Source organism: Caballeronia sp. 11_S32 (genome assembly GCF_056930355.1).
Genome location: NZ_JBXOWH010000001.1, coordinates 1792165 through 1811607, shown reverse-complemented (window position 1 = coordinate 1811607; position 19443 = coordinate 1792165). Strand labels below are relative to the sequence as shown.

18 protein-coding genes are annotated in these 19443 nt (G+C 60.2%); 10 read left to right on the top strand and 8 right to left on the bottom strand.

From position 1 onward, the window contains the following. Nucleotides 1–169 precede the first annotated feature (169 nt). Complete coding sequence (locus AC1Z32_RS08125) at nucleotides 170–931, bottom strand: phosphatase PAP2 family protein (protein ID WP_483478162.1); 762 nt, start codon at nucleotides 929–931, stop codon at nucleotides 170–172. 40 nt (nucleotides 932–971) lie between these two features. Further along, complete coding sequence (locus tag AC1Z32_RS08120) at nucleotides 972–1655, bottom strand: hypothetical protein (protein ID WP_483478161.1); 684 nt, start codon at nucleotides 1653–1655, stop codon at nucleotides 972–974. 286 nt (nucleotides 1656–1941) lie between these two features. On the opposite strand from AC1Z32_RS08120, the gene fae reads away from it, so the two are divergent. The 6 genes from fae to AC1Z32_RS08090 all read left to right on the top strand — a co-directional run bounded on the left by fae (nucleotide 1942) and on the right by AC1Z32_RS08090 (nucleotide 7454). Further along, nucleotides 1942–2451 carry a formaldehyde-activating enzyme gene (gene fae / locus AC1Z32_RS08115; protein WP_483478160.1) on the top strand — a complete coding sequence of 170 codons (510 nt, stop codon included), beginning with the start codon at nucleotides 1942–1944 and terminating at the stop codon, nucleotides 2449–2451. A 13-nt stretch (nucleotides 2452–2464) separates the two neighbouring features. Continuing rightward, nucleotides 2465–3502 carry an aldo/keto reductase gene (locus tag AC1Z32_RS08110; protein ID WP_483478159.1) on the top strand — a complete coding sequence of 346 codons (1038 nt, stop codon included), beginning with the start codon at nucleotides 2465–2467 and terminating at the stop codon, nucleotides 3500–3502. Beyond that, nucleotides 3499–4938 carry an NAD-dependent succinate-semialdehyde dehydrogenase gene (locus AC1Z32_RS08105; protein ID WP_483478158.1) on the top strand — a complete coding sequence of 480 codons (1440 nt, stop codon included), beginning with the start codon at nucleotides 3499–3501 and terminating at the stop codon, nucleotides 4936–4938. Before AC1Z32_RS08110 ends, AC1Z32_RS08105 begins: the two co-directional genes overlap by 4 nt. A gap of 102 nt (nucleotides 4939–5040) precedes the next feature. After that, entirely contained in the window at nucleotides 5041–6417 is a 1377-nt protein-coding gene (locus tag AC1Z32_RS08100; RefSeq protein ID WP_483478157.1) for an MFS transporter, read from the top strand. 268 nt (nucleotides 6418–6685) lie between these two features. Next, nucleotides 6686–7117 carry a BPSL0067 family protein gene (locus AC1Z32_RS08095; RefSeq protein ID WP_483478156.1) on the top strand — a complete coding sequence of 144 codons (432 nt, stop codon included), beginning with the start codon at nucleotides 6686–6688 and terminating at the stop codon, nucleotides 7115–7117. Further along, entirely contained in the window at nucleotides 7104–7454 is a 351-nt protein-coding gene (locus AC1Z32_RS08090; protein ID WP_483478155.1) for an STY0301 family protein, read from the top strand. The genes AC1Z32_RS08095 and AC1Z32_RS08090 overlap by 14 nt, the downstream gene beginning before the upstream one ends. 18 nt (nucleotides 7455–7472) lie before the next feature. On the opposite strand, the gene AC1Z32_RS08085 is transcribed toward AC1Z32_RS08090, so the two are convergent. Both AC1Z32_RS08085 and AC1Z32_RS08080 read right to left on the bottom strand, forming a co-directional pair. After that, complete coding sequence (locus AC1Z32_RS08085; protein WP_483478154.1) at nucleotides 7473–8354, bottom strand: LysR substrate-binding domain-containing protein; 882 nt, start codon at nucleotides 8352–8354, stop codon at nucleotides 7473–7475. A gap of 27 nt (nucleotides 8355–8381) precedes the next feature. Then, a complete protein-coding gene (locus tag AC1Z32_RS08080; RefSeq protein ID WP_483478233.1) occupies nucleotides 8382–9296 on the bottom strand; it encodes a LysR substrate-binding domain-containing protein in 915 nt (304 codons plus the stop codon). Nucleotides 9297–10013: 717 nt separating this feature from the next. Between AC1Z32_RS08080 and AC1Z32_RS08075 the strand changes: the two genes are divergently transcribed. Next, nucleotides 10014–10910 (top strand): hypothetical protein, encoded by an 897-nt coding sequence (locus AC1Z32_RS08075; protein WP_483478153.1) that lies wholly within the window; start codon nucleotides 10014–10016, stop codon nucleotides 10908–10910. A 46-nt stretch (nucleotides 10911–10956) separates the two neighbouring features. Then, nucleotides 10957–12525, top strand: coding sequence for a TniQ family protein (locus AC1Z32_RS08070; protein WP_483478152.1), 1569 nt, complete (start codon nucleotides 10957–10959; stop codon nucleotides 12523–12525). Between the two features lie 228 nt (nucleotides 12526–12753). Here AC1Z32_RS08070 and AC1Z32_RS08065 read toward each other — a convergent pair whose 3' ends face one another. Together AC1Z32_RS08065 and AC1Z32_RS08060 are read right to left on the bottom strand one after the other, a co-directional pair. After that, a complete protein-coding gene (locus tag AC1Z32_RS08065) occupies nucleotides 12754–14457 on the bottom strand; it encodes a phage integrase family protein (RefSeq protein ID WP_483478151.1) in 1704 nt (567 codons plus the stop codon). A 230-nt stretch (nucleotides 14458–14687) separates the two neighbouring features. Next, on the bottom strand, nucleotides 14688–15056 hold the full coding sequence (locus AC1Z32_RS08060; RefSeq protein WP_483478150.1) for a hypothetical protein: 369 nt from the start codon (nucleotides 15054–15056) through the stop codon (nucleotides 14688–14690). Between the two features lie 416 nt (nucleotides 15057–15472). On the opposite strand from AC1Z32_RS08060, the gene AC1Z32_RS08055 reads away from it, so the two are divergent. Continuing rightward, nucleotides 15473–16069, top strand: a complete 597-nt coding sequence (locus tag AC1Z32_RS08055; protein ID WP_483478149.1) for a hypothetical protein — start codon at nucleotides 15473–15475, stop codon at nucleotides 16067–16069. A 115-nt stretch (nucleotides 16070–16184) separates the two neighbouring features. Here the strand turns inward: AC1Z32_RS08055 and AC1Z32_RS08050 are convergent, their stop codons facing one another. Continuing rightward, nucleotides 16185–16697 carry a LysR substrate-binding domain-containing protein gene (locus AC1Z32_RS08050; protein WP_483478232.1) on the bottom strand — a complete coding sequence of 171 codons (513 nt, stop codon included), beginning with the start codon at nucleotides 16695–16697 and terminating at the stop codon, nucleotides 16185–16187. A gap of 34 nt (nucleotides 16698–16731) precedes the next feature. Between AC1Z32_RS08050 and AC1Z32_RS08045 the strand changes: the two genes are divergently transcribed. After that, nucleotides 16732–17304, top strand: a complete 573-nt coding sequence (locus AC1Z32_RS08045; protein WP_483478148.1) for a hypothetical protein — start codon at nucleotides 16732–16734, stop codon at nucleotides 17302–17304. 408 nt (nucleotides 17305–17712) lie between these two features. Here AC1Z32_RS08045 and AC1Z32_RS08040 read toward each other — a convergent pair whose 3' ends face one another. Next, nucleotides 17713–19293 (bottom strand): isocitrate lyase, encoded by a 1581-nt coding sequence (locus tag AC1Z32_RS08040; RefSeq protein ID WP_483478147.1) that lies wholly within the window; start codon nucleotides 19291–19293, stop codon nucleotides 17713–17715. Between the last annotated feature and the right edge of the window lie 150 nt (nucleotides 19294–19443).

The following is a 19443-nucleotide window of genomic DNA, read 5'->3' as shown; positions in this document are numbered from 1 at the left end:
GGTCGCCCTCTATCAATTGCGCCGAGACTTCGGCTGGAGAGAGCGGGTTTATCGTCTCTCGAATCGCCTTGAAAGAGGGTTTATAGCGATACTTCGAATACCTAACTACTAGACAAGTCCTAGATCCCGTGGGACTGCGCTAAGCGACGCCAGCGTCATCGCGATTCCCTTAACGGCCTCCTGCCATGGCCCTCCGTCGCGCCATCTCCGCCACGCCGATGCAAGCCGCCAGCCACGCGCCGCCCGATGCGAACCCGCCGATCACATCGCCGGGAAAATGCACGCCGATCACGATGCGGCTCGTGCCGATCGCCAGCACGATGAAGCTCGCCAGCGCGACGATGAGCGGATCCCAGCGCGTCGGCGCAAGACGCAGCAGCACGTACGCGCACATGCCATAGCAGACGATCGAGCCGAACGTGTGCCCGCTCGGAAACGCGAAGCTTTCGGGAAGCGGCACCGTCGAGCCGGTGGGACGGTCGCGGCGCATCATCGCCTTGAGCGCCTGATTCAGCAGGCCGCCCGTGCTCGTGACCGCGGCGAAGTACACGGCGAGGCCGAAGCGACGCGTCAGCATGAGCGCCGAGCACATGAGCACGCACAGCAGCGTGAGGAACCACGGATCGCCGAGATGCGTGAAAACGGAGAACCATCGCGTGGCCACGGCTGGCGTGCCGTCGCGCAGGGCATCGAGCAAAAGCTGATCCGCCGATGAAAACGCCGTGCCGCGCGCAATACGCGTCGCGATGCCGATGAACACCGCCGCGCCGACCACGACGGGCACGCAGGCCGCCACCGCGACGGTCGAGCGCGATGCGCCGCGTTCGCGCGCGGCCCACGCCCAGGCGAGCGCGGCAATCGAAGGAACGACGAAGAGCACGATCGCGATGATCGCGAGCGCGTGGCGTTGCGCGAGCGCCGTGTAATCCATGATCCGCTGTTTCTCCCTGTTGCCCGGCGCTCGCGCGGGCTCAGGACGCGGTTGCGTCGCCCTCCGCTTCGACCGGCCGTTCCCAGCCGAAAGCCTGCACGCGCGCGACTGGTGTGTCCACGACAAGCACGCCGCAGATTCCGCCAGGCATCGGCAATGTGAGACTGTGCCAGTCCGCTTGTCTCGCGCTTTCGACCGCCGCGCCGCGCTCGGCGCGCGCTCTGCCGATTTGCGCGGCGTCGTCCCGCGTCGCCTGCCGGGCGTCCTCGCCGCGGGCGCCGGCGGTCAATCCGAGCCCTATTCTCGCCGATGCCACCGCAATCACGATCCAGATGCCCGAATACGCGACATCGACATGAATGTCGCCCTCGACCAGCGGATGCGTGACGACGATGCGATCGTCGGGTTCATCGTCCACGCCAACATCCTGCGGCTCGCAATTCAGCATGTGCGAGAGCACGAGACGCAGCGTCGCACGCGATACGCTGAAGCGCCGCCCGAGCGCGGAATTCGGATGCAGCCGCGCACGCCGGCGTTCGGCAGCATTGAGCCAGTTCCCGATGTTCGACGCCGAGGCGAAGCGGAATTCCGTCGGCACCAGCCATAGACAAACCTCGCCGGGCGCGGGCGGTTCATGGATCTGCACGCGCGATTTCGCGAGATCGTAGTAGCGCCACGAGACTTCCTCGGCGCGCGGAAGGGAGATGCGGTCGGGAGCGGGCATGCGCGTCAGCGGAACCCACGGCGCGCGCACGCACCGAAACGCTCCGCATTCAGGGACAAAGCAACATTGTCGGCATTCGAACCTTATGGGACGCTTAGGAGACTGAAAGCCGCCCGAAAATCACGACGGCCATCCAGCCTAGGGGTCATCCCCGAGTTGAGCTTTCGTCAACGCCACCCTCAAAAATCCTCGATTCCTCCTCGCTCGACGCCCGCCGCAGAATGCCCGACATCCACCGCCAAGGTGGCTCAACCGGACACAGCAAACGGACATAAGGAAGGAGTCAATGGAAAAGAATCTCTTCATCGGTGAAGGCTTCGAAGGCCCGGGCGTCAACCTCGCGCATATCAACGTGCTGGTCGGCCCGCGCAACGGCCCCGCAGGCCAGGCATTCGCGACCGCGCTCGCGACGCCGTCCGCCGGACATGCGCCGTTCGTCGTGATCGCGCAGCCGGGCGTGCCCACCAAGCCGCTCACGCTCTACGTCAACAAGGCGCAGATCGAAGGCGAGTTCCACGGCAACGCGACCTGGGGCGCATCGCAGGCGGGCATCGCGAAGGCAGTCGCCGAATCGCTCGAGAACGGCACGCTGCCGCCGGAAGCGGAGAACGACTGGGTGGTCGTGTCGGCGAACTGGGTCAACCCGAAGACCGACGATCTCGATGCCGTCTTCGAGAACAACTATCGCGCGTGCAAGAACGCGATCATCGCCGCGATGGAAGGCCTGCCGCGCAAGGAAGCCGTCTTCAAGGCCGCGCGCGATGTGTCGAACCCGTTCTACACGCCGAAGAAGTAAGGAGCTTTCGCAAATGGAATACGTGCGTCTCGGCCAATCCGGCCTCAAGGTGTCGCGTCTGTGCCTCGGCACGATGAACATGGGCACGCCGCAATGGAAGCCCTGGATTTTCGATGAAGCGCAAAGCGAGCCGATCGTGAAGCACGCGCTCGACTGCGGCGTGAACTTCATCGATCTCGCCGATTTCTATTCGACGGGCGTCGGCGAGGAAGTCGTCGGCCGCATTCTGAAGCGTCTCGTGAAGCGCGAGGAAGTCGTCGTGACGACGAAAGTCGGCTACGACATGGCGAGCTACCCGAACGCGGGCGGCCATTCGCGCAAGCACATCATGGACGGCATCGACGGGTCGCTCAAGCGTCTCGGCATGGATTACGTCGACATCTACATGCTGCATTACTTCGACGTGAACACGCCCGTCGAAGAGACGATGGGCGCGCTCGACGACATCGTGCGCGCGGGCAAGGCGCGCTATATCGGCGTATCGACGATGTACACGTGGCAGTTCGCCAAGATCATGCAGGCGTGCGAGAGGAACGGCTGGCACAAGCCGGTCAACATGCAGTTGCAACTGAACGTCGCGTATCGCGAGGAAGAGCGCGAGATGATTCCGTACTGCATCGATCAGGGCGTCGGCGTGTCGGTGTTCAGCCCGCTCGCGCGCGGCCTGCTCACGTCCGATGCAAAGTCCACGCGCAACCAGACCGATTTCTTCACCGCGCAAATGTATGGCGACCACGCGTCGCGGGAAATCGCGGCATCGGTCGCGCGCGTGGCGGCGCGGCGCGGCGTGTCGGCGGCGCAGATCGCGCAGGCGTGGGTTTTGAGCCGGCCGGGTATTTCGAGCATGCTCGTCGGCGCGGATTCGGCGGCGCAGTTCGACAGCGCGCTCGCCGCGCTCGGCACGAAGCTCGACGACGACGAACTGCACGAGCTCGAGCGCAACTACACGCCTTGCGATCTCATCAACGATTACACGGCGGGCAGGCGCGTCGCGCGCGAGGCCCGTCCGGCGCAAGGCGTCTTCGACAACGCACTGGAGCGCGCGGCGTGAAAGAGCTTTTGCAGACGAAGCACTATATCGATGGCGCGTGGCGCGAAAGCGCCGAAACCTACGCCGTGCTCAATCCCGCGACGGGCGAAGTGATCGCGCAAGTCGCACGCGGCGGCGCGCACGAAACGACACTCGCCGTGGAAGCCGCCAGAAAAGCGTTCCCCGCATGGCGCGCGCTGACAGCGAAGGAACGCAGCGCGCGCGTGAAGCGCTGGGGCGAGCTCATGCTCGCGAACCGCAACACGCTCGCCGAACTGCTGACGCGCGAACAGGGCAAGCCGCTTGCCGAAGCGCTCGGCGAGGTCGCCTACGCGGCGAGCTTCCTCGAGTGGTTCGCGGAAGAAGCGAAGCGCAGCTACGGCGACATCATCCCCAGCCCGCGACCGAATTCGAAGATCGTCGTCACGCGCGAGCCGGTGGGCGTCGTCGCGGCCATCACGCCGTGGAACTTCCCGCTCGCGATGATCACGCGCAAGGCCGGTCCCGCGCTCGCCGCGGGCTGCACCATGGTCCTGAAGCCGTCGGAAGAGACGCCGCTGTCGGCGTTCGCCTTGGCCGTCCTCGCCGAGGAAGCCGGCATTCCGGCGGGCGTGTTCAACATCGTGTCGGGCGATGCCGCTGCCATCGGCCAGGTGCTCACCGAATCGCCGGACGTGCGCAAGCTGTCGTTCACGGGCTCGACGCGCGTCGGCAAGCTGCTCGCGAAGCAATCGGCGGATACGCTCAAGAAGCTGTCGCTGGAGCTCGGCGGCAACGCGCCCTTCATCGTGTTCGATGATGCCGATATCGACGCCGCCGTGCAGGGCGCCATCGCATCGAAGTTCCGCAACACCGGCCAGACGTGCGTGTGCGTGAATCGCTTCTATGTGCAGGACGGCGTCTACGAGGCGTTCACGCAAGCCTTGACGCGCGCCGTGCACAAGCTGCGCGTCGGTAACGGTCTCGAAGGCGAGTTCGATCAGGGACCGCTCATCAACGAGGCCGCGCTGAAGAAGGTGCAGACGCACGTCGCCGATGCGGTCGGCAAAGGCGCGAAGGTTCTGACGGGCGGCAAGCCGCACGCGCTCGGCGGCACATTCTACGAGCCGACGGTGCTCGCGGACGCCGCGCCTTCGATGCTGATCGCCGGCGAGGAAACCTTCGGACCGGTGGCCGCGTGCTTCCGCTTCGAGACGGAAGCCGACGTGATCGCCGCCTCGAACGACACGCCCTTCGGCCTTTCCGCGTACTTCTACACGCGCGATCTGGGCCGCGCGTGGCGCGTCGCGGAGGCGCTGGAGAGCGGCATGGTCGGCATCAACGAAGGCATCATCTCGACGGAAGTCGCGCCCTTCGGCGGCGTGAAGCAGTCGGGACTGGGCCGCGAAGGATCGAAGTACGGGCTCGACGAATACATGGAGCTCAAGTACATGATGATGGCGGGACTCGGCCGCTGATTCATCGATTCACCGCGCACGCACGAACGATAACGCCATCGCGTGCGCGGTTTTCATGCGGCGTACGATGCGCCGCTCCACTCGGAAGTGGAGGAGATACTCTTGGATACGCAAAGCCTGAGCGCGCAGCCGCTCGCACCCGGCGCAGCCGCGCCCTTCAATGCCACGCATGGACGCGTCGCGCTCGACGACGTGCCGCTCAACCGCTTTCACGTGAAGATCGCCGGCCTGACTTTCGGCGCGCATTTCACCGAAGGCTATGCGATCGGCACGATCGGCTATGCGCTGTCGTCGTTGAACAGGCAGATTCCGCTCGATGCGTTCTGGATGGGCCTGCTCGGCTCGTCCGCGCTGATCGGCATATTTCTCGGCAGCCTCGTGTTCGGCTGGCTCTCCGACAAGCTCGGCCGGCAGAAGATTTTCCTGTTGAGCTTCATCATCATCACGGCAGCCGCATTCGCGCAGTTCTATGCGACGACGCCCGCGATGCTCGTCGCGCTGCGTGTGTTGATCGGTTTCGGGATGGGTGGCGACTTCGCGGTCGGTCACGCGATCCTCGCCGAGTTCTCGCCGCGCAAGCATCGCGGCACGCTGCTCGGATCGTTCAGCGTGATCTGGACGATCGGCTATGTGATCGCGAACGTGCTCGGCATGCATTACGCCGATGCATCGCCCGATGCGTGGCGCTGGCTGCTCGCGTCGGCCGGCGTGCCGGCGTTCCTCGTGCTGATCCTGCGCATCGGCACGCCGGAATCGCCGCGCTGGCTGCTCGGCAAGGGCCGCAAGGACGAAGCGCTGCGCATCGTGCGCAGGCACTTCGGCCCGAACGTCACGCTCGACGCCGATACGGGCGAGCACTTCGCCGGAAAGGGCGGTTTCGCGCGGCTTTTCGAACCGGACCTGATTCGCCGCACGATCTTCAATTGCGCGTTCTTCGTGTGTCTCGTGATTCCCTACTTCGCGATCTACACGTTCCTGCCGAGCATTCTGACGGCGATACGTCTGCCCGAAGGCTCGGGCGCCGATCTGCTGCTCAATGCGTTTCTCGTGCTGGGCGCGCTGCTCGGCATATGGCTGACCATCAAGCTGTCGCGTCGCTCGTTCCTGATCGGGTCGTTCGCGGTGTGCTGCCTCTCGCTGTTTGCGCTGAGCGCGCTGCCATCATCGGCGAATGTCGCGATGATCGTTGCGTTCGGGGTCTTCACGTTGACGATGTCGGCGTTCTCGAATCTCGTCGGCGTGTTTCCGCCGGAGTGCTTTCCGACCGAGGCGCGAGCGTGCGGTGTGGGCTTGTCGATTGCATGCAGCCGGCTGGGGTCGGCGGTGGGGACGTTTCTGCTGCCTATCGGGATCGCGCAGGCGGGCGTTCAGATGACGATGCTTGCGCTCGCGGGCGTGTTGCTCGTCGGGATGATCGTGTCGATTGTGTGGGCGCCGGAGACGAAGCATCTGACGTTGAATCAGGCGAGCGGGGGGTGAGTCACGACCGATCGTGATGGGCATTTCAAGGCGCGGCAACGTGACTCGTTGCCGCGCTTGTTTTTTTGATGCGGCGATGCGCCACGCAGAGCAAAAGGACTCGCCGACGGCGCATTCGGACGAAACTGATGCAGCTTCTCCACGATAGTTGATACGTTTGAGATGACCGCGGCTACCATGGTTACGGCACAGAGCGCGATACTGCCGGATTCAAGATTCACCTGCCATCGGCAAGCATCGTTATCCTTAACATCGTCGAACTATTGCTATGAGCTACGTGAGTTCAAACTACAAGAACGCTTCTTCCGCACCGCTGAATACGTGGGTCTGCGCTCCAGGATCAGGCCATGGTCCCTATAACGATCCTCCTCCCGAGGGCGTCACGGACGCGCCCAACTACTGTGGCGGCTGCGTGTCGTATGTCAAACAGGTATGTCCTTCGCTGCCCGCGACGCAAGTATGGAAGAAGGGAGCAGCCGTGAAAGACAATCGACATATCCGGGAGGGAACCGTGATCGCGACATTCAATCATCACGGACATTTCAACGGGCATGCAGCGATCTATGTCAGCCAGGGCCCGGTCGGCGTTACGGTATATGACCAATACGCCCATCCCCCCAAACCCATCGGCCCGCGCGTATTGCGTTGGGGTCAAGGAACCGACGTCAACAACGGGGAGAAATTCCATGTCGTTGAATAAGGCCATTGCCGGGCTCGCTGCATCGGTTCTCGTGGCGGGTGTCGGCGGATGCGCCAACGCGAAAGAGGTCGCGTGCCCCGCTCTATCCGACACTCATCTGCGCTACGTTCAGTTGTTCGACGGCAATCCGGAAGAACAAGTGTCGCTCATCGCGGACCACGGCAATAGCGCTCAAGGATATTGGAAGCTCGGCTACGTCTACGATCACGGCCGTTCGGTCACCGTGCGGTGCGTCTACGCGGACAAGCAAACGCGAGACATCGCCATATCGAGACGAGTCGATGCGTGCCGCTACCAGATCGACGCATCAGGCACGACAACGCTGGATTGCGAGTAAGCGGGACGACAAAGTCCCTCACTCCCGCGCCGCCTTCGCCCCTTCCCCGCGCAGCCATTCCGCAAACGCCTGCACCAGATCCGCACTCGCATGCGAAGGCGCAATATCCAGCCAATACCCATAAGGCCCCGTCGATTCCACCGGCGACAACAGCGCCAGTGCCCCATCGTGCAACTCGTCGGCGATCATGTTCCGATCCACCACCGCCAGCCCCGAGCCCGCGCGCGCCGCGTGAATCGCCTGATCGAGCGTCGAGAACTCGATGCCGTTCTCGCCGTACGCGCGCGGCAATCCGGCCGCATCGAGCCAGTTGGGCCAGAGCGTGAGCCGCGCATCGTTATGCAGGACATGCAGCGCGGGCAGCCGTTCGAGCAGCGCTTCGACGGACTGCCCCGCGAACTTCATCGCGCCGACGAGCACATGCCGCTCGATGAACAGCAGCTCCGACCGATGATCCGCCCGCGCCTCATATCCGAAGCGAATGCTGCATTGACGGTCATCGGCGGCATCGGTGCGCACGGAAAGATCGAGGTTCGGCACCGCGTCCATCAGCGAGCCGAGCCGCGGCGAGAGCCAGCGCGTCGCGAACGTCGGCGGCGCGCCCACGGTCAGGCGTCTGCGCTCGCTGCGTTGCGAGGTGGACAGCGAGCGCGTCACACGCTCGATCGAATCGAATGCATCGGACAGGCACGCGAGCAGCTCCGAGCCCTGCTTCGTCAGGCGAATGCCCTTGTGATCGCGGTCGAAGAGCTTCGTGCCGAGCGCATCCTCGAGGAGGCGAATCTGTCGGCTCACCGCGCCCGGCGTCACGCACAACGCCGCTGCCGATTTATTGAAGCTCATGTGCCGCGCGCTTTCCTCGAAGAAGCGCAACGCGGTCAAGGATGGCAGGCGTCGCACGATCGGCTTTCCCCTTGTTCTATTTACTTATGCGCGCCTTCGTTTGCCGCTGCCGCGCGTTTGCTTGTCGATTTCCGCGCGCAGCCACTCGCGAAACACCGCAACCTGCGGCGCATCGTCCTGGCCGGTACGCGTGACCAGCCAGTATGACTGATGCCCGTCCACCTCGACATCGACGATCGGCACGAGCGTGCCTTGCCGCAACTCATGCGCGATCATATGACGATCGGCGATCGTCACGCCCAGCCCGTCCACGGCCGCGCGGATCGCGTGATCCAGCAGATCGAACTCGTAGCCGCCGCGTGTATCGACGTTTTCGAGACTCGCCGCCTTCAGCCAGTGCTGCCAGGTCAGATAACGCTGATCGCTGGCCGCGAGCACATGCAGCAGCGTGAATTCGTTCAGATCGATGTCGGATGTATCGCGATCGCCGATGAGCGCCGGCGAGCACACGGCGATATGCCGCTCGTTCATCAGCAACTGATTATCGAGGCTGTCCCATTCGCCATTGCCGAAGCGGATCGCACAATCGAGCGCGCCCGATTCGATGAGATCGTCCTTCAAGCGCGTGGTCAGCGTGATTTCGAGTTCCGGCGCGGCCGTGCGCAGGGATTGCAGGCGCGGCATCAGCCAGCGGCTGGAGAAAGTGGGCGGCGCGTTGATGCGCAAGCGCTTCAGGTGTGTCTTTTCCTGAATGCTGCGCACGGTGAGCTCGATGCGATCGAACGACATCTGAAGCGCCTGCAGCAAAAGGCGGCCCGTCGCCGACAATTCGAGATGATGATGCCGCCGCAGCAGAAGCGGCTCGCCGAGCTGCGTTTCGAGCTGACGTACCTGCCGGCTCACGGCGCTTTGCGTCACGTGCAGCATTTCCGCCGCGCGCGTGAAGCTGCCGGTGTGTCCGGCCACCTCGAAAGCCCTCAGCGCATTCAGGGCGGGCATCTTTCGCTTCAAGTCGGTCTCCTTTCCTTGCGTTCGACGCGCATTTAACACGCGTTCACGCCGGAAGATGCTGCTCTTAGGCAGCATTTTACGAATCGAGGCAAATTATGCCGCTTCGGAGCGCGAGGGCGACGCCACGTGTCAAGAGACAATAGTTACAGATACGGCGTGACATTAGTTGCGGAGACACCAATAAAATCCGTCATGAAGAGAGACCAGGAGCGGCCTGTCGCCGGAACTAATGGCTCGCGTTTGAATGGTAGAGGCTGCGATAAACGCACAAGTATCTGCAGTTGTCAATAGACTCAAGGAACCCAACGATCTAGTAGGAACGTTGCAACCGCGGAGGTACCGAAAGCTAAGAGTCTGACTTGTTAGATGGACCGCGCGAAGCACCCCCTTTTGCGGCATAGGAAGCGCTCGTTGCCAGCAAGTTTGTTCGCTTGGAAATAGTACGCTTGACCTTGTCAAACCCGAGTGACAATATCAATCATTCTCGATCTAACCCGGGATGAGAATTCGCATTTATCAATATTTTACGCTATACGCGCTCATCGACTTCCTGTCTCATCGCGAAATTCGATATGCCAAACGCGTAGTCCCGCCGTAAACGCATAGGATGCCATAGTGGACACCACGTCAGTCGATGACATACAGCTCCGATACGCCGAACCATTCCGAGCATACCTGCAGCGTCGAGGACGCCGCTACGGCAGGATGAATCTAAATAGAAAAGGAGACGCGATCAAACAACAATGGGTGCTGCCGAGTCGACTGTACAGGTACACCGAAGAACTTGGTCTTCCTTCGGTTGATGACATCGTTGAGAAAAACACATTATTCCCCTGCCTCAGTCGGTTCCTCGGCAGCGCAGACGAAGGTGCGCTGATAAGACACCATCTGATCGGGCCTGAAAACGAGATTACGCAAATCGTTGGGCTAACTGCTTCCCTCGCCTCCGCGGTGAATTGGGCGCCGGGCATCTGCCTCGACTGTCAAGCCGAAGACATGGACGCTTACGGCCATACGATCTGGCGCCGCGATTTCCTCTTACCGGAGGTTCGCTGGTGTGGACGGCATAATGCGCCCATCTTTCGCCTATGCGACGCGTGCTTACGCAAATTTGCCACCGGGAAACAATTCGACATACCGCTTAGCCGTTGCCCCTGCGGTCGACCGCTCGCTATCCGTGCAAAGACAATACACAAGCAAGAGCGTGAAGTCGCGCTGGGTTGGCAAACGCTTTTAGATAGCGAATTTGCTCCTTACATCGGATCAACCGAGATTGCTGCATTCTTGAACAACAGAGCGAGTGTACTCGGACTCATCGACGGAAACCAAATCCGCGCGGACCGCTGTCTAGACTTTTTTGCATCACAGCGGCTGCGAGGCTTCGGCAGTAGCATCGGCTTTCGTCTCACCGGCAAGTCGCTTGAAAGCGCCCTCCTCGGCAAGACGTGCCCGCGACATCCAATACGCGCGATCTTCTTGATGGTAGCACTGTATGGTAGTTGGCACGCCGTGGAGGAGTCGTTGCTTGATCAATCCGCCTGTTTGGAAGATCTGGACAACGACCTATTCGCTGAACAGGGTGCATACAAGGCAATTATCTGAACTTTATCACGCCGTTCGTTTTTACAACGATAGGAGAAAGATCTTCATGAGCGAAGACAATCATGATTATCTTTTCAGGTACAACCTCCTCTCTGCCTCACCGATTGCCGATGGCGAAGTCTTTGCCGCATATCTTAATCGATTGCCGCGTTATGTGGTCGCAGGAGGTGCCGATTTGCTGGGCGTTCAATACTCCTGGATATTCCCCACCGCGATACGGAGTCTTGTCGACGACTTGGCCGAACTTACGGGATCGCTTGAACAAGTGCTCACGAGAAACACACTGTTTCCCGCGGTTGTGCGCTTCCGTTCTCCAAGCGACGAGGCGTGGCTCCGAGGGCATATCTTTGACGACTACCGCAGAGGCTCTTTGACGAAGGCAGGGTTCCACAACGCGCTAACTCGAGGTCACATTGTATGGAAACCGGGAATATGTCTCGAATGTCTCAAGGAGGACATCACCGCGTCGCGTGAGCGGTTCTGGCGGCGCGACCACGTTCTGTCTGACATTCGACTGTGCGCCCGACATGGCACGCCCATTTTCGAGTTCTGTGATGCATGCACCTACAGCTTTAAGCGATCAGGAAGACTTGAATCCCCTCGCGAGCGTTGTATACGCGGAGGCCCGCTGCATCTACGCGCGACAACTAGGTACGTTCGAGAGTTGGACTTGGCGCGCGGTTGGTCAAAACTGCTTGACAGCAGTTTCGCGCCGCATGTTCGTGCCCCGCAAATCGCGCTGCTGACAGTTTCTCAGGCGGCAAAGATCGGCGTGGTACACTGGAAAACTATGTACTACGATAGGTTCCATCAACTCCTATCTGCACGCAGGATGATCCCTCTAGGCAAGAGTATCGGTTTTCCAATGCAAGGCAATGAGCTTAGAGCCGCCCTCAAAGGGAAGACAGTATTCAGAAATCCGCTACACGGCCTATTTGCGCTTATCGCACTTTACGGTTGCTGGGACGAAGTCGAGAACGCCATGCTGAGGCCAATCGAGCCCCCGGTTACTTTTTCGGTTCCGCCTACAACGTATTCCGTAACGAGCTACCAATATCGGAAAGACTACAGCGACGAGTTATATGCACGATCACTAGCACTTTTCCCTGAAACCTGCCGAAAATACCAAGATCTTCAAGCGCTCCACCCCGAATTGGGCTATACCGAGCTCAGGCGACTTCTGCCATGGTTCGATAGGGTTGCTCTGACCGCAGACCGACTTACGGCGTACGGAGTACAGCTAGACCCACTGATTGATGTCATCGACGCCTCAGGTGCAGCGTTAGTCGAACGGCGCGGACAGCAATTCCTCGAAGCAGATGTCAAGTATGCCATCACACCTGCCCGATTGCTGAGAGGGCATCGTGCATATTCGCGTTGGCTCCGCCCCGATGCACCATCCCGCATACCTTTAACCTTGGCTTCACTCGATAAGCACGCCGAATCTCGCCCGATGTACTTACGCCGCCTTCTTCGACGCTGCTCTCTCGGTGGACTCCTGCCGCGCGTACCTCCGGACGAGGCCGACACAATAAAGTCCATGAATGACGATGAACTCGAATCGCTCGTGTGGCAGTATTACTGCCGTAAAAGGAGACAGAAAGATGCTGATTAGCAGCGCTCAGGAGATGCACGAGGGCGTTGAGCGCCACCACGCAATCAAGCGGTGGCGCTCACCGGGCAGAATGAACCGACAATCACGGGATCAATATTTCGGTCTCGATAGAAGGCTAAAGTAGTCTGTGAGGCGTTTCGGCCCACAGCCGTGACGGTTCGCTCTAACGTACGAATGCCCACCTGGCAGAGTCGAGGCCATCAATTCTAAGTGCGCCGTCCGTAGCCTCTACCTCACCTGAGAAAAAGCTTTAGCGATCTGTCTCGCCCGCTCTGCTTCGTCGCCGTGAAGATAGATTGACGTCGTTGAGATCGAGGCATGACGCAAGTTGTCACGCACGGTCGTAAGCTCTGCTCCGTGCGCGAGCGCGTAAGTCGCATGCGTGTGTCGCATCCAGTGGGTACTTGCATGACGCAGCTTGTCAGCAAGAGCCGAATGGTCCGCTTCGATGAGATCGGCGGCTTGCAGGAAGAATCGACGCAGCACTACCCATAACCGCACGCTACTTATTCCTCCCGCGACATCCTTGGCCAGACTAGCGACCAAGGGTGTATCCGGTTTCCAGCGCGCCTGCGTCACCGGCAGGCCTCTCGCGAGCAGATACTGTGACAGTGCGTTCCAACCTAGAGACGGCAACGCGACCTTGCCGCGCTTTCGGCCCTTGCCTGTCACGTTCAACCAATGTTCGCCGCGACTGTTAGTTTCGACGTCCCTCAACTTTGCACCCACCAATTCGCTTGCCCGCAAGCCGGTGACGAAACCGACATCAAGCAAAAAACGCAACCGTTGAGCGGCAGGCACACTCCAGCCACATGACCATTCAAGTCCATCAGCTATCGTGCAGACCAGCGTCCATTCCCCCTCCGTGAACGCACGCGACGCATCAAGGTCAGCTGATTTGGCGCCTCCCTTCACCTTCACTCCCGCGAACGGATTCGCCAAGACGTACCGCTGCTCGATCAGCCAGCGATACAGTGCGCCGATAACCGAAAGTGCGTAGGCAGACGACCTCGACGACAGACCTCCTGCAAACGGACGCCATTCCGGCGACTTACGCGGACGCAACGGCCCCACCCAGCGCTCGGCGGGCGCCGGTCGCCGTAAGAACCCGCGGTACGCCACCGCGTCTTCAGTTGTCAACGACGACAAAGCCTTCCCGCGTTCCACCATCGCCCAAAGGATCAGGCGTTCTGCTTCTTTGCGATATGCTCGCTGCGTCGCATGCGCGTCGTGCAGCGAAAGCCATACCTGCACGGCCTCGTAGTCGTTATCTGCCGCCAGCACGCAGGTCTTCCGAGGCGCACGAAACCACCCCTTGGATCCGTCAACATCCTCCGGAATGCACAGACTTTCCCATGGCACGACCACGGTGGTACAGGTCGCAGCGATCATTGTGCGTGCGCGCTCGGTCAGTACCGGATGTGCAGCAAAGAACGCCTCGATCCGTTTCGCGCCAGTTGCCCCGAGATCGGGTATTGCCCTCCACCACATTCGGCGACGTGGTATGCGCACCGTGAGGTCAGCTAGTGTCGCGATGCCTTGCGCTCGCAGTGCTCGAACCGCTCGTCCGTCGAGCCACCGCTCGACCGCGTCAGAGATCTCGGGCTCCGGCGGCTTTGCGTGCCGCAATTCCTCGACGGCTCTCGCAACTGCCTTGGCATGTTGGACACGCTCAGAAAAGGGGTGGTCCAGTAGCATGAGTAGGTCGTCGCGCTTTGCCTCGCGCGCCGCCGCAACGAGTCTCCGACGGATCCCGCACAGCACGCCGCGTGCGGAGCGCCCACTCTCAAGGCGCTCAGGCAGATACCGACTGACGGCATCTCGAGTCGACATCCCGGCATACCACGCTCTCAGGACAGCCATCTCGTCAGCATTGAGAAATTCTGCAGACGTAGAGTTCTGACGCATCGATGTAGTGAGGCGCGTTTTCATGAGCGTCACTTTGTGTCAAAAATCCAGCCCAAAAGATAAGAAAGCTTATCCTAATAGCACTATTGGAGGGGTGCGGGTGAGCCCAGGCGTAGCGCCGATGCAAAGTGGTTCGGAGTGGGATGATCGACACGCAACGTGGCGGCGAGTGCGGGCATCGATGCCTCGATGGTCGCAGTGCGTTCGGGGGCAACAATCTCCGTCGCTGCCGTCGCTGCAGAACTTCTTTCTTGCTACTTTCTCGTTGGTCCCCTTACTCGCTGTGGCTTCGATCGGGGCTGCGTTAAAAGTTCGGACTCACGCTTGAGCACCCCATCAACCTCGTTCCAAGAAAGGTCACCGAACCTGCGTGCGTCCTGCTCAACGAGGCTTAGCAGTCCCTCTGCCCCTTCATCCGATTTCCAAGTGAGGTAGCTGGTGCCTTCCGCGACGGGTTTGACCAGAACAATCAATTCACCGCCCGTCTGCCCGCGCCAGAGTGCCTGAAGCTCGATCGAGCTGTATCGCATTCCCTGAAAATAGACCAGCCCCCGACGAACCATACGCTCCCGCCAGGGAGAAGACGCGCTTGGCTCCGAATCGCGATTTTCGATTTCAGTCATATGCCCCCTTGACAAAGCTCGCCGAGCCACTCGAATCGGCTGGCACCTCATTGCCGTCGCAGACCTCTTGCAATGATACGCTTAGCTACGCCGCGCGCAATGCGAGAGCTACGTGGCTCGATGGTCGGCCGCGAGCTTCGTTGAGTGGAGCCTGATTGTTGCCGAGACACTGATGCAGCGACCTGCGTCTCGGCCATGCCTTCAAGGTAGCAACCGAAATTAGAAAAAATCTGCCACTCATCGCATCCGGGCAGCTCATAAAAATCCCATGTATTTAGAAGCAATTCTCGGAACGTACCATCGGAAACTCGCGAATCTCAATTGGCCAACTGCGAACCCCTGTCGAAAGATGGCCCGTCTGCAAACATATACTCTATCTCCGAGGCACACGCCTCTCTTTTCGTGATTTCCGAGATATGACGAGCACCAGAGACAACAACTCCTCCTCCCTCGACAGCGCCGCAGTAGCGAACGTGCGCAACGAAGTTGCCGATACCGCGGTAGCCTTCCTCGTGGACTGCCGGTTGACGGACCAGGACTTGACAGCAGGGATTTGGGAAATGGCATTGGAGTACGCATACAAGCCACACCCGCGGTTCTGGCGCGACATCGACCTCGCTGCAGTGGTCGAAGCAATCTCCCTCCAATATCCAAATTGGCGGTGCGCTATGGCTACTGGCTGCAGCACCGCAGAAGAAGTCCTGTACGAGGTCGACCTCGCACTTTATTGCAACGGGTTCTTCGAAGCTATGGCGGAGAAGATGATGGAACTGCCGAAATCGGTTCGTCCGAGGACGGGTGTGGCAGCCCTGCAGTGGATATGCGCGGAATTGGACAGGAACGGACAGGTCGCTGAATTGCTTTTGGCTCAGTTGCCTGAAGTACAGTGTGGCAGACATGCTCTTCTTTTGATGACATGTCTCGAACAGGCCGAGTTGGGTCACGAGATGGTGCTGCTGGGGACTCAAACTGCCCGGTGCTATCGAAAAGCGCGCATGGATGATGTTGCCTGAATAACGGAGCGCACAGACCAACTGGGTCGCTTCGAGACAGTTTCGACGAGTCGCAGACGTCGTCGCAGAGCCTTCAGGGTGGCTGGGCAAGCAGGTGACTTTTCCTGCTTGGCTCCTAGGCTTCGCGTTGATAACCCGTTCTCAGCGCTTCGACGACCAGCTCCACCGCACGCGACGACTTGCGGCGGCTCCGGTAATAGACGTCGTGTCCGACGAACGTGGGGCACCAGTCCTCGAGCACCCAGCACAACTTCCCATCACGAACTTGGCCCTCAACGAGGTCCCTGGGTACATATGCAAGCCCGAAGCCGCCGAGTGCTGCGTCGACCATCTGGTAAACATTGTTGAACGTGAGTTGCCCTTCGACTCGCACCTGAAGTTCGCGCCGGCCCTTGCGCAACTCCCATGGAAGCAGCGATTCCCGCGTCGGTAGACGAAGGTTGATGCAATTGTGCAGCGTCAGGTCTTGCGGCGTCCTGGCCTGAGGCCTCGACTGCAGATAGGCCGGCGAGCCGACGATCGACATCGTCATGTCCGGAGCGATACGCACAGCAACCATGTCTTTGGCTACCTGATCACCCAAGCGCACGCCAATGTCATAGCGATCGTCGACGATGCCCTCACAGATTTCCTTGCGCTACACCCCAGCCACATAACCCGACATGCCGCAATGCCTACTGACCGAGTCTCATGAAGGTGGGCAGCCAGAGAATGCGGCCCTTGGGCCGAATTATTTAGGCCCGCTTTCCTATACTGAGCTGCCGCGAAGAAAGTCGCTCGGCATTTCCAACAACCAAGAACGCAACCTTACGAGAACTGCAGAACGAAATCAGCAAGAGGCAAGGGACATTTACAAAGAAGTCGCAAAGACTGTCGTCTCTTTTCTAGTCGACTCCAGACTCGAAGACGCCGACCTGAACACAAGAAATCTTTCCCTTTCCCTCGAGTACGCGTACACGCCGCTTCCAAGGTTCTGGCGCGACTTCGACCTCACGACCGTAGTCGAAGCCATTTCGGAGCGTTTTCCCAATTGGCAGCGCTCGGCCGCTCAAGACGACGAGCAGAATGCAGCAAACGTATTACTCGACCTCGAAGCGATTGTGTATTGCAACGCGCTCGACGAAGCAAACGCGGAAATGATGATGGCTCTGCCCCTACCGGCACGGCCGAGCACCGGAGAAGCGGCCGCTGAATGGATTTTCGCGAAGCTTCGAAAAAAGGGGGCTCGCGATTGAGCTCATATTTGCGCAACGGGGCGGGAATCGCTGCGGGGAAGCCGCACTAGAGGTTTTGCATTGCCTTGAGTATGCCGCGATCGGCAAAGAGTACGACAGACTTGGGACCAAGGCCGCTCGACTCTTTCGACGCCGAAGCCTGGCCGTCCAGGAAAAAACACGCGCGCATCCCGAGGTTGAGTGATGGGCGTGAAGCCGCAGCCGCTTCGACTGGGCCCGTGGCGGTGAGACAAACTGAAAACGCCGGTGTCATGCCGACGTACGCCGGCTAGATTTACGCGGCGATCTTCGCATCGCCGCCTTCAGCACGCTCCGGTACAAGCGCGCAGACTCTCGAATGTCCATCTGCGCCCCGAATAGACAAAACGCCAACCGAAAAGGTTGGCGTTTTGCTCGGGTCTTACTGTATTAGAACTGATTCATCGTGTTGTCTTTACCCGCCGCTTTCAGGGCCGCTTCACCGCTGAAATACTCCTTGTGGTCGTCGCCGATGTCCGAGCCGGACATGTTCTGGTGCTTGACGCAGGCGATGCCCTGGCGGATCTCCTTACGCTGCACGCCAGCCACATAACCCAGCATGCCCTGGTCGCCGAAGTACTCCTTGGCCAGGTTGTCGGTAGACAGCGCGGCAGTGTGGTACGTCGGCAGCGTAATGAGGTGGTGGAAGATGCCCGCTTCGCGCGACGAATCGGCCTGGAAGGTGCGGATCTTTTCGTCGGCGAGCGTCGCCAGTTCGGTCTGGTCGTATTCCACGCTCATCAGCTGCGCGCGGTCGTACGCCGACACATCCCTGCCCTCGGCCTTCATCGCGTCAAACGCCTGCTGGCGGAAATTCAGGGTCCAGTTGAAGGAGGGACTATTGTTGTACACCAGCTTGGCGTTCGGGATGACCTTGCGAATCTCGCTGACCATGCCGCCGATCTGCGCGATATGCGGCTTTTCGGTTTCGATCCACAGCAGGTCAGCACCGTTTTGCAGCGCGGTGACGCAATCCAGCACGCAGCGCGCTTCGCCCGTGCCGGCGCGGAACTGGAACAGGTTGCTCGGCAGGCGCTTGGGACGCAGCAGCTTGCCGTCGCGCTTCATGATGACGTCGCCATTGCCCAGTTCGTCGGCCGACAACTCTTCGCAATCGAGGAAGGAATTGTATTGATCGCCCAGGTCGCCCGGCGTGTTGGTCACGGCGATCTGCTTGGTCAGGCCGGCGCCCAGCGAATCGGTACGGGCCACGATGATGCCGTCGTCCACGCCCAGTTCAAGGAACGCGTAGCGGATCGCGCGAATCTTGGCGAGGAAGTCCTCGTGCGGCACCGTGACCTTGCCATCCTGGTGACCGCACTGCTTCTCGTCGGACACCTGGTTCTCAATCTGAATGCAGCATGCGCCCGCTTCGATGAACTGCTTGGCCAGCAGGTAGGTTGCTTCGGCGTTGCCGAAACCCGCGTCGATGTCCGCGATGATGGGCACGACGTGCGTAACATGGTTGTCGATTTTTTCCTGGATGGCGGCCTTGGCCGAACCTTCAGCAGCATCGAGCTGGCGGAACAGGCCGCCGAGTTCACGGGCGTCGGCCTGGCGCAGGAACGTGTAGAGCTCGCGGATCAGCGCGCTGACGGAGGTCTTCTCGTGCATCGACTGGTCCGGCAGAGGGCCGAACTCCGAGCGCAGCGCGGCCACCATCCAGCCGGACAGGTACAGGTAGCGGCGCTCGGTGCTGTTGAAGTGCTTCTTGATGGAGATCATCTTCTGCTGGCCGATGAAGCCGTGCCAGCAGCCGAGCGACTGCGTGTACTTGGACGAGTCGGCATCGTAGCCGGCCATGTCAGCGCGCATGATCTTCGCCGTGTATTTGGCGATATCCAGGCCCGTCTTGAACTTGTTCTGCGCGCGCATGCGTGCCGCATATTCGGGATTGATGGCATTCCAAGCGCTGCCTTGTTGCTCCTTCAAACCAGCAACTACCTTGATGTCGTCTTGATATTGGGCCACGTAAAGCTCCTAAGAAGAAAGTGTGCCGAAAAAAGAATGGTGGAACCTGCCGCTACGTAAGTCGTAGCTAAATCCATGACCAAATGGTACCGGGGCGCGAAGCGTTTTTGTCAAGTCTTATATAAGACATAAGACATATTTTATTATTGT

What these genes read in the sequence shown, in the direction of transcription:
- AC1Z32_RS08060 (WP_483478150.1), bottom strand. Translation starts at nt 15,056, where the DNA reads ATGACTGAAATCGAAAATCGCGATTCGGAGCCAAGCGCGTCTTCTCCC.
- AC1Z32_RS08095 (WP_483478156.1), top strand. Translation starts at nt 6,686, where the DNA reads ATGAGCTACGTGAGTTCAAACTACAAGAACGCTTCTTCCGCACCGCTG.
- AC1Z32_RS08120 (WP_483478161.1), bottom strand. Translation starts at nt 1,655, where the DNA reads ATGCCCGCTCCCGACCGCATCTCCCTTCCGCGCGCCGAGGAAGTCTCG.
- AC1Z32_RS08075 (WP_483478153.1), top strand. Translation starts at nt 10,014, where the DNA reads ATGAATCTAAATAGAAAAGGAGACGCGATCAAACAACAATGGGTGCTG.
- AC1Z32_RS08055 (WP_483478149.1), top strand. Translation starts at nt 15,473, where the DNA reads ATGACGAGCACCAGAGACAACAACTCCTCCTCCCTCGACAGCGCCGCA.
- fae (WP_483478160.1), top strand. Translation starts at nt 1,942, where the DNA reads ATGGAAAAGAATCTCTTCATCGGTGAAGGCTTCGAAGGCCCGGGCGTC.
- AC1Z32_RS08110 (WP_483478159.1), top strand. Translation starts at nt 2,465, where the DNA reads ATGGAATACGTGCGTCTCGGCCAATCCGGCCTCAAGGTGTCGCGTCTG.
- AC1Z32_RS08070 (WP_483478152.1), top strand. Translation starts at nt 10,957, where the DNA reads ATGAGCGAAGACAATCATGATTATCTTTTCAGGTACAACCTCCTCTCT.
- AC1Z32_RS08125 (WP_483478162.1), bottom strand. Translation starts at nt 931, where the DNA reads ATGGATTACACGGCGCTCGCGCAACGCCACGCGCTCGCGATCATCGCG.
- AC1Z32_RS08045 (WP_483478148.1), top strand. Translation starts at nt 16,732, where the DNA reads ATGCCGCAATGCCTACTGACCGAGTCTCATGAAGGTGGGCAGCCAGAG.
- AC1Z32_RS08080 (WP_483478233.1), bottom strand. Translation starts at nt 9,296, where the DNA reads ATGCCCGCCCTGAATGCGCTGAGGGCTTTCGAGGTGGCCGGACACACC.
- AC1Z32_RS08065 (WP_483478151.1), bottom strand. Translation starts at nt 14,457, where the DNA reads ATGAAAACGCGCCTCACTACATCGATGCGTCAGAACTCTACGTCTGCA.
- AC1Z32_RS08090 (WP_483478155.1), top strand. Translation starts at nt 7,104, where the DNA reads ATGTCGTTGAATAAGGCCATTGCCGGGCTCGCTGCATCGGTTCTCGTG.